Raw genomic sequence first — 12,901 nt, 5'->3', positions numbered from 1 at the left:
GAAGGTGTTTAAATTGTAGAATAAAAACAATTTTACATTACTACATATTGAATTTATTAATAATACAATGCTGATTGTTAAAGTTTTTTATTTTATTTTTCACCAAATCACATTATTGCAAACGCAGATGAACTGGTGGTAATAGTTTGAGTTTTTCTAATTTTAATTAGGCGAATTCAATTTTAACGTTATTTTTTAAATTTAGGGCTGCTTAGTTTAATTTGATGACCATTTTTACGTCGCTACTAAGCTGCGATTGTTTTTTATATTTATCGTAAAGCTCCGATATATAAAATCTATCTGTGACACACTCGTTTTTCTGAGATTATTATCCATTGTGAATAGGCACGTTCTTCATAAGAGTTAACTCATTTACAGTGTTCTGGTCACTCATTCTTGCTTTCGATAAGCGACGAAGTTCTAAAAAATTGAGCTTACGAAACCATATGTTTAAGGGATTAAACATAACAGTCCACAAGTTAAAGATAGTAAAAATTAATAGAGTTAATTCGTCGAAGTCATAACGCTTTTTATCTATTAAGTGAACAGCAGTTGATTGAGCTAAACAAATATTATACTAAAGCTAAAGATGATCCTATAGACGATACGATGAAGGAACTATAGTTCTTTAAGGTAAACTTGGATTCAGGAGAATATTTACTAAAACAGCTATATATGCCCAAGTAGCAGATCTGACAATTGACCAAATCTTAGCAATTATACAAAATTCTCATTCAGGTACTCGTCTAAAAATATTTATTATAGTTCTAATTGTAATTCTTTAAAATATTCTTGAAGATAAGGTAATATTTTGTGATTTAATTGCTGATTTAGCCGTATACTTTGATTAAAGTAGGGATATCAAGCATTGCGGCGGCGCTTACCGCTTACCGCTTAGCATTAGGAGAAACAACTACAGTGGCTTTTGCTAGTTTGGCTGTTGTTATAGCACGCACTTTAGATAAACTAGATGGATATTTTAGTATTATCGAAAAGCTTGGTTTAATTTCACGAAAAATAGAAGATGTAATAATTGAATAAATTGTCAGAAAGGAGTTGGAATGAGAAGAAGCTCTTTAATGGCGGATTACTAATGATATTTACCCGCACTACGATATATTTACCTTTAACTAGTTTGGCTTAGATTATGTTTATAAAAATAAATTATTTGTTTGCATTGTTATCGATGGTATTTATTTCATCTAGTAATGCTTCTATTTCAAAATCATTCCCCTTAAATAATGTTGGTTGCATTATTGTTAATGATGGGTATTTTGAAAATGAACCTAAAATATTAAAAAGTAATGTTGTAAAACTTTCCATAGATATTAATGATAATAATTTAATTTATAAAAATGATGAAATTACCATGAAAGCATCAGCGGCAGTTACAATGCAAACTGGGATACAAGATCCATGGATTAGTTCTTTTAAACTAACAGTATTACAAAATAATAAGGACAGTATCAGTATTAGAAGTTATCCAAGGAGTAGTGATAACGGTAATATGGACATTTACTTTACTATTTCCTCTGAGCGACGCGGGGAAGTATTTGTGTCGTGTAGTGCAAGAGAATAATTTTAATTATGCGCTCAGATTTAATATTACCAATATCAGTCATAGCCCTAATGTTTTTTATTTCTAGTATTAGTCCAAATATAATAAATACATTATTGAGTTTAGTTGTAACAATATTTAGTTTTGGATGTTTTGGCCTTATTTACCTTGTACATAAATATCCAGCGCAAAATGAATCATCAGCTTCTAATTCGGTGTCATCAAAAATATTTCTCGCTTTTTTTATGTTTTCTTTGTCTTTACTTATGGGATGGTCGACTTATCTATTCATGCTAGAGCCTAATGCTATTGAGTGTAAATATAACTTTGAATGTGAAATGGGTCCTTACGGTTGGTCTGTTGCTTTATTAACATTTGGAGTGTCTGTATTAACTTTCTATATTAGCTTAGCTTTAGTTAATTCAGTTTTTAAACGAAATTAACCTAATTTAATTAAGTGCTTGCGATGGTGGTGTTAACCTAAAACATCTTTGGGAGTTATTATATTAATATTAGCTTTTATATACAAAAGTTAGTCTTACTCTATACCTTTTCAGTTTAAACTAAGATGATTATCTTGTTTAAAAATAGTCTAATTTAAATATAAAAAAGGCGACTATTAAAGAGAGGTATCTGCACGAGGGGTTTCTAAAATCGCTTTTTTTTCATCTTCAGATAATATTATCCAATCAAAAATCTCCTCATTTGTGCGCCCACATCCGGTGCAGTAACCGCTGCGCCTTTCGCATATTCCTAGGCAATCAGTTTTAAATTTAGATGGTTTTTTGTTTTGATTTAATTGGCGCATTATTAAAGCCCTAACGGTGGTGCAATTTCAAAGCGAGTAGTGAACCCATTACCTTCTTGATTGGTAGAGAGTGTAATGACAGGGGTTTTAGTATCAAGTACAAAGGTGCTGTAAATTGAACTTGCTGTTTCTTTTTGGCTTTCAAACCAACCTGTTGTGGTTAAGCATTGGCGTAATTGCTTAGCCAGTTTTTGATGAGATTTTACTGTTTGCGTTTGTGTATTAACGGGTGTTTGGCATTGGTAGCTTGCTTGCTCTGACTTATTTAAAGTAACCGTACAGGTTGCTCCAATAATGTGAGTATTAGTACGCCATTGATTAGTGAACTGGTTATCTACTTTATCTGTTTTGATTGAATTAAAACCAGACTCATAACCATTTATTAGGTTATTTATGGTGCTGCATTCATCGGGTGTTACTGTGGTTTTTACAGACTGATTCGTTGTAGTAGTGGCTGCTGTAGTTGTAGTCTGATTAGTTTTGCTGGTACAGCCCGCTAAAATAAACGCGAAGACTAAAATAAATGCGACAATAGAAGGAGTAATATAGTTTTTCATAGTTCACAGTAACCGATTAATTTAGCCACGCACTATATCACACGTGATTTACTGTAAAAATAAAAAGGCCCATAAGATATGAGCCTTTTTCAATTTGCTTTAGCAGGTGCTATTTATGGCGACCTTGCAAGCATTTAACTACATCTTCAAGGGCTAAGCCTTGGCGTTGTAGTAATACTGTAAGGTGATAAATTAAATCAGCAGACTCGTTTGTTAGCTCATCGTTATCGTGTTTCATAGCGGCAAGGGCAACTTCTACGCCTTCTTCACCTACTTTTTGACAACTACGGCTTAAGTCTTTTGCAAATAATGAGGCTGTGTAGCTTTTTTCAGGGTCGTCGTTTTTACGCGCAACAATCACATCTTCTAACTGTGCTAAAAAGCTCAAGCTTGGTTTTGCATCATCACCAAAACAACTTTGTGTACCTAAGTGGCACGTTGGGCCTTCTGGGTTGGCAAGTACTAAAATTGAATCGTAGTCACAATCTGTATGCACAGATACTACGTTTAAGTAGTTTTCTGATGACTCGCCTTTAGTCCACAAACGCGACTTAGAACGAGAATAAAACGTTACTTTATTACTCTCAAGCGTAACGTTTAGTGCTTCGCTGTTCATAAAGCCTTGCATTAAAATAACACCAGAACGGGCATCTTGAATAATAGCAGGGATCATTTCACTTTTAGCGAAATCGACTTGAGCTTGGTTTTGTTGTGTTACTTGCATAATCTTGCTGCCACTTGGTTATCTGTTAAAAATTGTTTAAGTTCGCCAATGTTAATCACATTTTTATGAAAAACGCTGGCGGCTAATGCACCATCTACTTTACTTTGTTTAAATACATCAACAAAATCTTGCATAGAGCCCGCACCGCCTGAGGCGATTAAAGGAATGTTACATAGCTCGCGAATTTTACTGAGTTGCTCGTTGTCGTAACCGTTACGAACGCCATCTTGGTTCATGCAGTTTAATACAATTTCGCCTGCACCCAAGTCTTGTACGCGTTTAACCCATTCTTGCGTTTTATAACGCGTACGGCTTGATGCATTAGGATCGCCAGTTAATTGGTAAACTAAATACTCGCCAGTAGTCTCATCAAAAAAGCTGTCTATGCCGACTACTACACATTGCTTACCAAACTCATCGTGTAATTCTTTAATAAGTTCAGGGCGCGCAATAGCAGGGCTGTTAATGCTAATTTTGTCTGCACCGCGCTCTAAAACGCGCGCTGCATCAGCTACCGATTTAATACCGCCGGCTACACAAAATGGAATATCGATATTACGCGCAATGCTCTCTACCCAATTTACATCAAGAAGGCGTTTTTCAACGCTTGCACTGATCTCGTAAAAAACCAGTTCATCTGCGCCAGCTTCGCTGTAGGCTTTAGCCATTGTTAAAATGTCGCCAACTACTTCATGACCTTGAAACTTAACGCCTTTGACTACTTGGCCGTCTTTAACGTCTAAACAAGGGATTATGCGTTTTGATAACATGCCAACGCCTCCTCAACGCTAAATGCGCCATCAAGCAGTGACTTACCTAAAATAACGCCGCCCACACCTAGTTCTTTAAGCTTTTTAATATCATCCAGTGAGCTTACGCCACCTGAGGCTTGCACTTTAATTGTGCTGTTGTGGCGAGTTAGGTCTTCGTAAAGTTCAAACGATGGACCCGTCATAGTGCCATCTTTACTGATGTCCGTGCATAAAAAATCAATAACACCTAAGCCTACGTAAAAATCAACTAGCTCAAGTAAACCAAACTCAGATTCACTTAACCAACCGTGCGTAGCAGGTGCCCAGCCAGTGGCTGTTTTATTTACATCAAGGGCAATAACAAAGTGCTCTGCGCCAAATTGTTCAATCCAGGCTTTTACTTGTTCGCGTTTTTCAACTGCCATTGAACCAATAACAACTTGATTTGCGCCGGCTTTTAGCCAATCACTTACATCTTGCTCTGAGCGAATACCGCCGCCCACTTGGTACGGTACGTTAAGCGCTTTGGTTGCAGCTTGAATATGTTTCCACTGTTTTTTACTTGGATCGCGTGCACCTTCTAAATCAACAAGGTGCAGTTTTCCTGCGCCGCTGTCTGCGTACTCTTTTAAACGCGCGCCAAGCTCGAAAGGGTAAAACTGTGCTGTGTCGTATTTACCTTGGTACAAGCGCACAATCTGATTTTGTAATACGTCTAATGCTGGAATAATCACAAATAATCTCTTTTTTGTTAGTTAATGGGCAGCTTACAACTGCCAATCAACAAAATTTTGTAATAAACGTGCGCCAACTTTTGCGCTGCGCTCTGGGTGAAATTGCATGCCAGCGTAATTGTCTTTAGCAACAATGGCTGAAAAGGTTTGACCGTATTCGCCGCTTACAAGTGTTGCGTCGTTTACTGTGTGCGCAAAGCTGTGAACAAAGTACACTTGCTCATCAAGCGTTAGCCCTTTAGTTAATGCATGCTCTTTATTAACGCTTAAGTTATTCCAACCCATATGCGGCGACGTTAAATTGCCTACATCGAGCGCTTTTACTTGTCCTGGTATTTTACCAAGGCACTGTACGTTACCTTCTTCGGTGCTTTCGCACAGTAACTGCATACCTAAACAAATCCCCATAAGCGGGCGCTGGTATTCGTTAATAGCTTGCTGCCAACCTTGGTCGGTTAAACGTTTCATTGCCACAGATGCATGACCAACGCCTGGCAATATAGCGCGCTCAAAACCGGCTAATTGCTCGGGTGTAGTAATTACTGTTGGCGTTTGCCCTAAGCGTTCAAACGCAAAGCGTACTGAATTAATATTGGCACAACCGGTGTTAATTATGGCAATCATAAACATCCCTTAGAGCTGGCTGTTTGTTGGGTGGTGTCTTGTGCTACTGCCATACGAAGGGCGCGCGAAAACGCTTTAAATAAGCCTTCTACTTGGTGATGACAGTTACCGTCGCTTACCGATAAAATAAGGCTAATAGCGGCATTATCACTTAAGCTTTTGAAAAAGTGCTCAACCATTTGTACGTCTAAATCACCGGCTTTTTCGCGGCTAAAGTTAGCGTTTAATACAAATGATGCACGACCCGATAAATCAATTTGTGCTTCAGCTTTACATTCATCCATAGGAAGAGCAAAACCATAGCGCGCAATTTGCGATTTAGTCCCGAGGGCTTGTTTAAGTGCAACACCAAGAGCAATACCAATGTCTTCAACCAGGTGGTGCTCGTCTATGTGTAAATCGCCTTTGGCTTTAATGTTTAAACCAATGTTTGCGTGCGTGCGAATTTGATCAAGCATGTGATCAAAAAAGCCAAGTCCGGTGTCTATGCTGCCATTTTTAGTTTGATCTAAGTTTATTGCCACATCAATTTGGGTTTCTTTGGTATTGCGTGTAACACGACCTTCGCGGTTTGCGGTGGTCAATTTAGTCACTATCGCACTCCAATCGCCGTCGTATAAAATACCTTCACAACATAGGTTTTGAGCAAGACCAATATCAGTTTCACGGTCGCCAATAACAAAAGAGCGCGCTAAGTCTACTTTGCCTGAGCGCATAAGCTCGGTAAGTAAGCCTGTTTTAGGTTTACGGCAATCGCAGTTTTGCTCGTTAAAGTGAGGGCAAATTAATACTTCGTCAAAGCTAATGCCTTGGCTTTGCATTATGTCCATCATTTTGTCTTGTGCAATATCAAAGTCAGCAGTCGGGAAGCTATCTGTGCCTAAACCATCTTGGTTGGATACCATAACTAAACGGTAACCTGCAGCTTGTAATTGTAATAACGCAGGGATAACGCCAGGTAAAAATGCTAGCTTTTCAAGGCTATCTACCTGTTTGTCGGTAATTGGCTCTTCAATGATAGTGCCGTCGCGGTCGATAAATAAATAGGGGTTGCTCATGATACTTCGTTTCCTGCTAAAGATGCTGTGGAAGCTGGCGTTTGTAGGCCATCTAACCAAATTTTTACTTGTTCAAGTTCTTGTTCACTACCAATTGAAATCCGTAGCCAGTCGTCTTCACCGTATAGCGTAAAAGCGCGCATAACCAAACCTTGCTCAAGTGCAATTTTAAAATAGTTTTTATCGGCTAATTTTAAAGTAACAAAGTTACCTTCACCAGTGATAATTTTTAATGCAGCAGGGGATGCGTTTAGCCAATCCACTAATTTAGCTTTTAAGCTATTTAAAATAGTAACTTGGCGGCGCATTGATGTAATTGCATCGGGTGCAATTGCTTGCGCTGCAATACTTGCTACTACGCCAGATACCGGATACGGCGCAATGACTTTACGAATTGGCGCAAGAGTTGCTGCTTGTGCAAGGGTAAAGCCTGTTCTAAGGCCTGCCAACGCAAAGGCTTTAGAAAGCGTACGCAAAACCACTACATTACTAAACTCATTAATAAATTTAGTGGCGCTTTGCTCTGGGCAAAACTCTATATAGGCTTCATCAACAATAACTAATGCTTTACCTGCAAGTGCTGTTGCAATCGCTTTTACTTTATCAAGTGGCGTTAAGCTACCCGTTGGGTTATTTGGGTTACAAATAAACACCAGTTTTGAGCTGCCAACAGCTGCGATTATTTCGTCAACACTGCCATTTAGTAATAACTCTTGGGTAAGCGCATTAATGCCAACGTTGTGTGTATCGGCCGTTACTTTGTACATACCGTAGGTTGGTAAAAATAGCGCAATACTATCTTTAGCTGGTTCACAGTATGTGCGCACTAAAAGCTCAATGCCTTCATCTGCGCCACGCGTCATTAATATATTTTCGCTTTCAAGCTCTGTATAAGCTGCGTAGCGGTCAATAACCAGTTGCGGTTGTGGATCGGGATAGCGATTTAAATCCTCAATACTCAGTTCAAGATTTCTAGCATACGGGCTTTCGTTAGCATTTAGCCACGTAGTACCGGTTAGCTTTTCACTTTTTGCAGAGCTGTATGCAGCAAGGGCTGCAATATTTTTAGGTAATAAGCTAGACGCTTGTGCGCTCTCATTGCTCATTTTTAATTGCCTCTAAACGAATTGAAACCGCATTAGCGTGGGCATCAAGGCCTTCTGCATCTGCAAGTGGTAAAATAGCTTTTGAAAGCTGTGTTAAACCACTTTTAGTAATTGTTTGCACTGTGTATGTACGAAAAAAATCAAGCAAGTTTAAGCTAGAATATGTTGCACTGTAACCATATGTTGGTAACACGTGGTTAGTACCCGATGCGTAATCGCCTGCAGATTCTGGCGTGTAGTCACCTACAAATACTGAGCCTGCGTTTTTAACTTTATCTAGGTATGGTGTTGCATCGCCTAGTTGTAAAATTAAGTGCTCTGGGCCGTATTGCGCCGATACATCAAATGCTTGCTCAATTGAATCGACCAAAATAAGCGAAGAATTAGCGAGCGCTTGCTCGGCTGTTTCTTTGCGACTCAAATTAGCCAACTGGCGTGTAAGTGCCTGCTGAGTTTGTTCTATTATACTTTCGCTGTTACATAATAAAATAACTTGCGAGTCTGCACCGTGCTCTGCTTGTGAGAGTAAATCGGCGGCTATAAATTCTGGGTTTGCACGTTCATCTGCAATAACTAATACTTCAGACGGACCTGCTGGCATATCAATTGCCATACCTGGAATAGTTTGCGCAACGAGCTGTTTAGCCATTGTTACAAAGCTATTACCTGGGCCAAATATTTTGTTCACTTTAGGAACCGATTCGGTGCCATAAGCCATTGCTGCAATTGCGCCTGCGCCACCACTTTCTATTAAAGTAGTAATGCCACATAACTTAGCTGCATATAAAATAGCAGGGTTAATCGCTTTATCACCTTGTACCGGTGTAGCAAGTACAACGGTTTTTGCGCCGCTTAACTGCGCTAATACACCCTGCATAATAACCGACGATGGCAGTGGAGCACTGCCACCGGGTACATAAATACCGACTGCTTCGATGGCTTGATATTTCAGTTCACATACAACGCCTGGTTGGGTCGATAATTTAATATCTTTTGGCAATTGCGCTTCGTGAAAACGTTTAACGTTTGCATAAGCGGTATCAATTGCGTATTTAAGCTCTGCACTTAGTGCTTGCTCTGATGCGTTAATTTCATCAAGCGGAACACATAAGCGAGGGTTAGATCTATTATCAAACTCTTTAGCCATGCTAAGTAAGGCTTCATCGCCTTGCTCTTTTACTTTAGCTAAGATAGTTTTGCATATAGCTTCAACCTTGGCACTGGCAGAAACTGCAGGGCGCATTAGCGCCGCTGCTTGTACTTGTGAAGATTCCTCATTCCAACGAAGCATGGCACTTACTCCATCATTTTTTCAATTGGCATAACTAAAATAGAGTTAGCGCCTAGGGCTTTTAACTGCTCCATTGTTTCCCAAAATAATGTTTCGCTGCTTACCATGTGAAGTGCTACGTATTCATCGTTACCAGCAAGGGCAAGTAGAGTAGGTTGACCAGAACCAGGTAAAATTTCACAAATTTCATCAAGTTTGTTTTTTGGTGCGTGTAGCATGATGTATTTACTTTCTTTAGCTTGTCTAACACCACGTAGGCGCGGCATAAGCTTATTGATTAGTGCTAGTTTGTCGGCATCTTGAAGATTTTTATTTTGAATTAAACAGGCGTTTGATTCTAAAATTGTTTCGCCTTGAATCAAGCCGTTAGCTTCAAGTGTTGCGCCAGTAGATACTAAATCACAAATTGCATCAGATAAACCCGCACGCGGTGCTACTTCAACAGAACCAGTAAGCATTACTGTACTTGCGTTAATGCCTTCGCGCTTTAACCACTGAGTTAAAATTTCTGGGTAGGTAGTAGCAATACGTTTGCCTTCAAACCAGCTCTTATCACGAGCGCCAAGCTCTTGTGGCCATGCAAGTGCAAGGCGACAGTAACCAAAGTCTAGTTTTGAAAGTTTGGTTACTTCACTTGGAACACCTTGGCGTTCACGTTCTGCTTGAACTTCTACTAGTACGTTTTCGCCAACTATGCCTAAGTCACATACACCGTCCATTACTAAACCCGGAATATCGTCATCGCGCACACGTAGTACGTCAATTGGCATATTAGTTGAGTGTGCGATTAAGCGTTGTTCACGAAGGTTAAGTTTAACACCTAACTGTTTAAGCAGATCTTGACAATCTTTAGATAGGCGGCCGCCTTTTTGGATGGCGATACGTAGACGATTACTGTTGTTCATTATTCATTTTCCTTTAATTTAAAAACTAAAAACCCCGAGGGGAACCTCAGGGCGAAAATGAATCAATGTTATTTGAATCGCCAGAGGTTCCTTTTAGGAATAACCTCTCAGCGAAAGACCTGACAGGTTATTCCGGTGAATGGTGGTGATGATGTACTGTTGTCAGGTTTAAGCGCATTTTTTATCCTATATAACTGCCCGTTATTTTGTTAACGTGCAGTTGTTATCTGTTTAAGTAAATTTCGCATTCATAAAAACATAAACGACCATATTATGGCAAGTTTTTTTTAGCTTAATTAAAGCATATCTTATAACTGTCGATAATATTAAAGTAAGATGAGTGATTTCAACAATATATTTGTTTGTTTATTAGTCAAACTAAGTGATTAGTTAATAAAACAATAAAATAAGGAAGTACATATGGATATCATGATCCCTTATTTAGGAAGAATAACCAGGCTAGAAGTTGAGTCTAAAGGAGCATTCCATATTGCAGGAGTGCAAAGTGTTGCTGCGACTGAAAAGGTTGAGCTAGAGAATAAAAAAAGGCGTGAGTTACAAAAAAAGAAAAAGCTTAATACGTTTGATGATCAAACCCAAAGAGCAAATACAAACTCAGATGATGAAGATGGTCCACATTTAGATACATGGGCTTAGTACATTTTAGAACTTTAAGTTAATGAGAATAAAAGGCCCAAATTGGGCCTTTTAACTACATTTTAGTTTACTTTTGGTTTTTGCCTTTAAAGATATAAAATCCAAATATCGCAATAACAATTAACTGGGCAGTCACTCCTTGCCATGTTGATTTAATACCAAGCCATACTAAATCAATATTAATAGGCAAGGTCGCAATGCCAACAATATCTGCCTCTTGAAGCGCCGTTACGGCTTTGCCCATAAGCACAAATGAAAGTAAGAACAACAGGTACGTTGTAATTGCAAAAAACTTAGCAACAGGTAATTTTATTGAGTATTTTACTAACACCCAAGTAATTACAGCGAGTATTGCTACGCCAATGGCAAAGCCCATAGCAATAGACGAGTACTGATCAGTGGTGCTTTGTGTAAGCAGTGACTGATAAAACAATACAGTTTCGAATACTTCACGATAAACGGCTATAAACGAGAGCCCAGCTAATCCCCAGAGGGTTCCTGATTCAAGACGTTTATTAATATTGTTTTGAATATAAGCTTGCCACTGTTTTGCACTGGTTTTGCTGTGCATCCAAACACCGACATAAAGTAATATTACGGCGGCAAGCATAGCGCCAACACCTTCCATTACTTCTCGGCTTGCACCACTTATTTCTATCAATGTTTGCGCAGCAGCCCACGTTAAGCCACCAGCAATAAGCGCTGCAATCCAACCTACATGAACATATTTTAACGCATCTTGGCGCTTGGTTTTAATAAGTACGGTCATTAATGCAATAATTACTAATAGTGCTTCTAGTCCTTCGCGAAGTAAAATAACCAAACTTGCTGAAAGCAGGGCACTGTCGGTTAATTTTGTTTCGTTAAGCATGTTGCTTGCTTTTGCTAATTGGGCAAGCGCAGCTGTTACTTTTTCATTTACGATGGCAGTGTCTTTTTCTTCTTTAAACGTTTTGCGCAAATCCATTAATTGCACTTCAATGCTTTTACGTAAATTTTCATCGTATGCATTTAAGTTATTTTCAACTAGTTCAAAACCATCTAAGTAAGCACTAATCGATAAGTCACTTGCTTGAGAATAATTACCTTTAGCATGTGCCTGTTGGGCTGCAAGTAATTGCGTACGTGTAACCGATATAGGATCTTTTTTTGCGCTAAACAAATGTTCAGGGTTGCCACGCAGCCATTGCACATATTGCTTTTGAGTATCATTTAGCCCTACGCTGAGTTGTGCAGGATTAAGATTAACAATTTGTGATGCTGTTATGTTTTGCTCAACGTTTTTAGGTTGTTCTACAGACTGAAACGCTAAACTACCTACATAAAATGCTAAAGACCAACGCTGTTGCTCGTTAAATTGAGTAAAAGCGACCATCGGTGTATCTTCAATGCCGTTGCTTACAGCATCAAACAATCCCATTAAAGAACGGTTAGTTGCACGTTCTTCATTTGTAAAATTAGTCGGTTCTGGTGTTAAGTTTTTAGCTAAAGGACCATCGCCTTTACCACTTGGACCATGGCACATTGAGCAGTTAGCCGAAAAGAGGGCTTTAGTTTGCTCAATAGGTAGCAAAGAATTGGGTAAAGAAAGTTGTGGCATGAATTTTAGTAAGGATTCGCGAAGAACAGAGCTAGCAGCACGAACTTCCTCAACGCTGCCTTTGTTAGATATAATACTGTGCAACGTTTGTGCGTGAGTTTTTACAATATCAAATTCATTTGTATTACTTGTAAGTGACGTTGCTTGACTGATAATTACATTAGAAAACTCAGTCATTTCTTGATATTCGTCAGCGTCAAGAACTTTACCATTACCCACTGCGGCAACGTAATCAACACCTACATATTCGGCAAGCTGTGCAATTTGTTTAATTTTCGTTTGCTGTTCAGGTGAAGCCGAAACAGAAAAACTACTCAGTACCATAAAAAATAGCATAAAAGCAGCATACAAATGACGCTTAGTTAAAGAAATGGTATTTAAAAATGCAAAATAGGAATTACTGGACATCGTATAGCCCTAGAGGTGAAAACCAAAAAGTATAATCATTTTCATTTGCATTTCAAGGGAATTGTACTAAGAGAGGAGGAATAGTCGAAAATATAATTTTTTATGTTACTACGATGTTT

General features: G+C 38.8%; 14 protein-coding genes. 3 read left to right on the top strand and 11 right to left on the bottom strand.

The window, feature by feature from the left end; translation table 11 throughout:
- Window positions 1-843 precede the first annotated feature (843 nt).
- Both I6F65_RS03340 and I6F65_RS03335 read left to right on the top strand, forming a co-directional pair.
- Window positions 844-1,041 carry a hypothetical protein gene (locus I6F65_RS03340; RefSeq protein ID WP_197111555.1) on the top strand — a complete coding sequence of 66 codons (198 nt, stop codon included), beginning with the start codon at window positions 844-846 and terminating at the stop codon, window positions 1,039-1,041.
- A 106-nt stretch (window positions 1,042-1,147) separates the two neighbouring features.
- Complete coding sequence (locus I6F65_RS03335) at window positions 1,148-1,579, top strand: hypothetical protein (protein WP_197111553.1); 432 nt, start codon at window positions 1,148-1,150, stop codon at window positions 1,577-1,579.
- Window positions 1,580-2,177: 598 nt separating this feature from the next.
- Here the strand turns inward: I6F65_RS03335 and I6F65_RS03330 are convergent.
- From I6F65_RS03330 to hisG, 10 genes are all read right to left on the bottom strand, one after another.
- The gene (locus tag I6F65_RS03330; protein WP_197111551.1) at window positions 2,178-2,366 is read right to left on the bottom strand and encodes a DUF1289 domain-containing protein; all 189 of its coding nucleotides are present in this window, start codon (window positions 2,364-2,366) and stop codon (window positions 2,178-2,180) included.
- Window positions 2,367-2,368: 2 nt separating this feature from the next.
- Window positions 2,369-2,923, bottom strand: coding sequence for a hypothetical protein (locus I6F65_RS03325; protein WP_197111549.1), 555 nt, complete (start codon window positions 2,921-2,923; stop codon window positions 2,369-2,371).
- 109 nt (window positions 2,924-3,032) lie between these two features.
- Window positions 3,033-3,647 (bottom strand): bifunctional phosphoribosyl-AMP cyclohydrolase/phosphoribosyl-ATP diphosphatase HisIE, encoded by a 615-nt coding sequence (gene hisIE / locus I6F65_RS03320; protein ID WP_165727992.1) that lies wholly within the window; start codon window positions 3,645-3,647, stop codon window positions 3,033-3,035.
- Entirely contained in the window at window positions 3,638-4,417 is a 780-nt protein-coding gene (gene hisF, locus I6F65_RS03315; protein WP_197111547.1) for an imidazole glycerol phosphate synthase subunit HisF, read from the bottom strand. The genes hisIE and hisF overlap by 10 nt, the downstream gene beginning before the upstream one ends.
- On the bottom strand, window positions 4,399-5,133 hold the full coding sequence (locus I6F65_RS03310) for a 1-(5-phosphoribosyl)-5-[(5-phosphoribosylamino)methylideneamino] imidazole-4-carboxamide isomerase (protein ID WP_010552951.1): 735 nt from the start codon (window positions 5,131-5,133) through the stop codon (window positions 4,399-4,401). The genes hisF and I6F65_RS03310 overlap by 19 nt, the downstream gene beginning before the upstream one ends.
- A 33-nt stretch (window positions 5,134-5,166) precedes the next feature.
- Window positions 5,167-5,757: an imidazole glycerol phosphate synthase subunit HisH gene (hisH, locus tag I6F65_RS03305; RefSeq protein ID WP_197111545.1), complete on the bottom strand. Its 591-nt coding sequence runs from the start codon at window positions 5,755-5,757 to the stop codon at window positions 5,167-5,169.
- Window positions 5,754-6,815 carry a bifunctional histidinol-phosphatase/imidazoleglycerol-phosphate dehydratase HisB gene (gene hisB / locus I6F65_RS03300; protein ID WP_007580650.1) on the bottom strand — a complete coding sequence of 354 codons (1,062 nt, stop codon included), beginning with the start codon at window positions 6,813-6,815 and terminating at the stop codon, window positions 5,754-5,756. The genes hisH and hisB overlap by 4 nt, the downstream gene beginning before the upstream one ends.
- Window positions 6,812-7,921 (bottom strand): histidinol-phosphate transaminase, encoded by a 1,110-nt coding sequence (gene hisC / locus I6F65_RS03295; RefSeq protein WP_197111542.1) that lies wholly within the window; start codon window positions 7,919-7,921, stop codon window positions 6,812-6,814. Before hisC ends, hisB begins: the two co-directional genes overlap by 4 nt.
- Window positions 7,911-9,212 (bottom strand): histidinol dehydrogenase, encoded by a 1,302-nt coding sequence (gene hisD, locus I6F65_RS03290; protein ID WP_197111541.1) that lies wholly within the window; start codon window positions 9,210-9,212, stop codon window positions 7,911-7,913. Before hisD ends, hisC begins: the two co-directional genes overlap by 11 nt.
- 5 nt (window positions 9,213-9,217) lie before the next feature.
- Window positions 9,218-10,117 carry an ATP phosphoribosyltransferase gene (gene hisG / locus I6F65_RS03285; protein ID WP_197111539.1) on the bottom strand — a complete coding sequence of 300 codons (900 nt, stop codon included), beginning with the start codon at window positions 10,115-10,117 and terminating at the stop codon, window positions 9,218-9,220.
- Between the two features lie 420 nt (window positions 10,118-10,537).
- On the opposite strand from hisG, the gene I6F65_RS03280 reads away from it, so the two are divergent.
- Window positions 10,538-10,774 (top strand): hypothetical protein, encoded by a 237-nt coding sequence (locus I6F65_RS03280; RefSeq protein WP_197111537.1) that lies wholly within the window; start codon window positions 10,538-10,540, stop codon window positions 10,772-10,774.
- A 67-nt stretch (window positions 10,775-10,841) separates the two neighbouring features.
- On the opposite strand, the gene I6F65_RS03275 is transcribed toward I6F65_RS03280, so the two are convergent.
- Complete coding sequence (locus I6F65_RS03275; protein ID WP_197111594.1) at window positions 10,842-12,698, bottom strand: cytochrome c/FTR1 family iron permease; 1,857 nt, start codon at window positions 12,696-12,698, stop codon at window positions 10,842-10,844.
- Window positions 12,699-12,901 lie beyond the last annotated feature (203 nt).

It is taken from the genome of Pseudoalteromonas sp. SWXJZ94C (assembly GCF_015864385.1).
Taxonomy (GTDB): domain Bacteria; phylum Pseudomonadota; class Gammaproteobacteria; order Enterobacterales; family Alteromonadaceae; genus Pseudoalteromonas.
This window is presented reverse-complemented; position numbering and strand designations above follow the sequence as displayed.

Bases quoted from the DNA above. Each gene is read 5' to 3' on its own strand.
- hisH (WP_197111545.1), bottom strand. From the start codon at position 5,757: ATGATTGCCATAATTAACACCGGTTGTGCCAATATTAATTCAGTACGC.
- hisD (WP_197111541.1), bottom strand. From the start codon at position 9,212: ATGCTTCGTTGGAATGAGGAATCTTCACAAGTACAAGCAGCGGCGCTA.
- I6F65_RS03335 (WP_197111553.1), top strand. From the start codon at position 1,148: ATGTTTATAAAAATAAATTATTTGTTTGCATTGTTATCGATGGTATTT.
- hisC (WP_197111542.1), bottom strand. From the start codon at position 7,921: ATGAGCAATGAGAGCGCACAAGCGTCTAGCTTATTACCTAAAAATATT.
- I6F65_RS03280 (WP_197111537.1), top strand. From the start codon at position 10,538: ATGGATATCATGATCCCTTATTTAGGAAGAATAACCAGGCTAGAAGTT.
- I6F65_RS03325 (WP_197111549.1), bottom strand. From the start codon at position 2,923: ATGAAAAACTATATTACTCCTTCTATTGTCGCATTTATTTTAGTCTTC.
- I6F65_RS03275 (WP_197111594.1), bottom strand. From the start codon at position 12,698: ATGGTACTGAGTAGTTTTTCTGTTTCGGCTTCACCTGAACAGCAAACG.
- hisIE (WP_165727992.1), bottom strand. From the start codon at position 3,647: ATGCAAGTAACACAACAAAACCAAGCTCAAGTCGATTTCGCTAAAAGT.
- hisB (WP_007580650.1), bottom strand. From the start codon at position 6,815: ATGAGCAACCCCTATTTATTTATCGACCGCGACGGCACTATCATTGAA.
- hisG (WP_197111539.1), bottom strand. From the start codon at position 10,117: ATGAACAACAGTAATCGTCTACGTATCGCCATCCAAAAAGGCGGCCGC.
- hisF (WP_197111547.1), bottom strand. From the start codon at position 4,417: ATGTTATCAAAACGCATAATCCCTTGTTTAGACGTTAAAGACGGCCAA.
- I6F65_RS03330 (WP_197111551.1), bottom strand. From the start codon at position 2,366: ATGCGCCAATTAAATCAAAACAAAAAACCATCTAAATTTAAAACTGAT.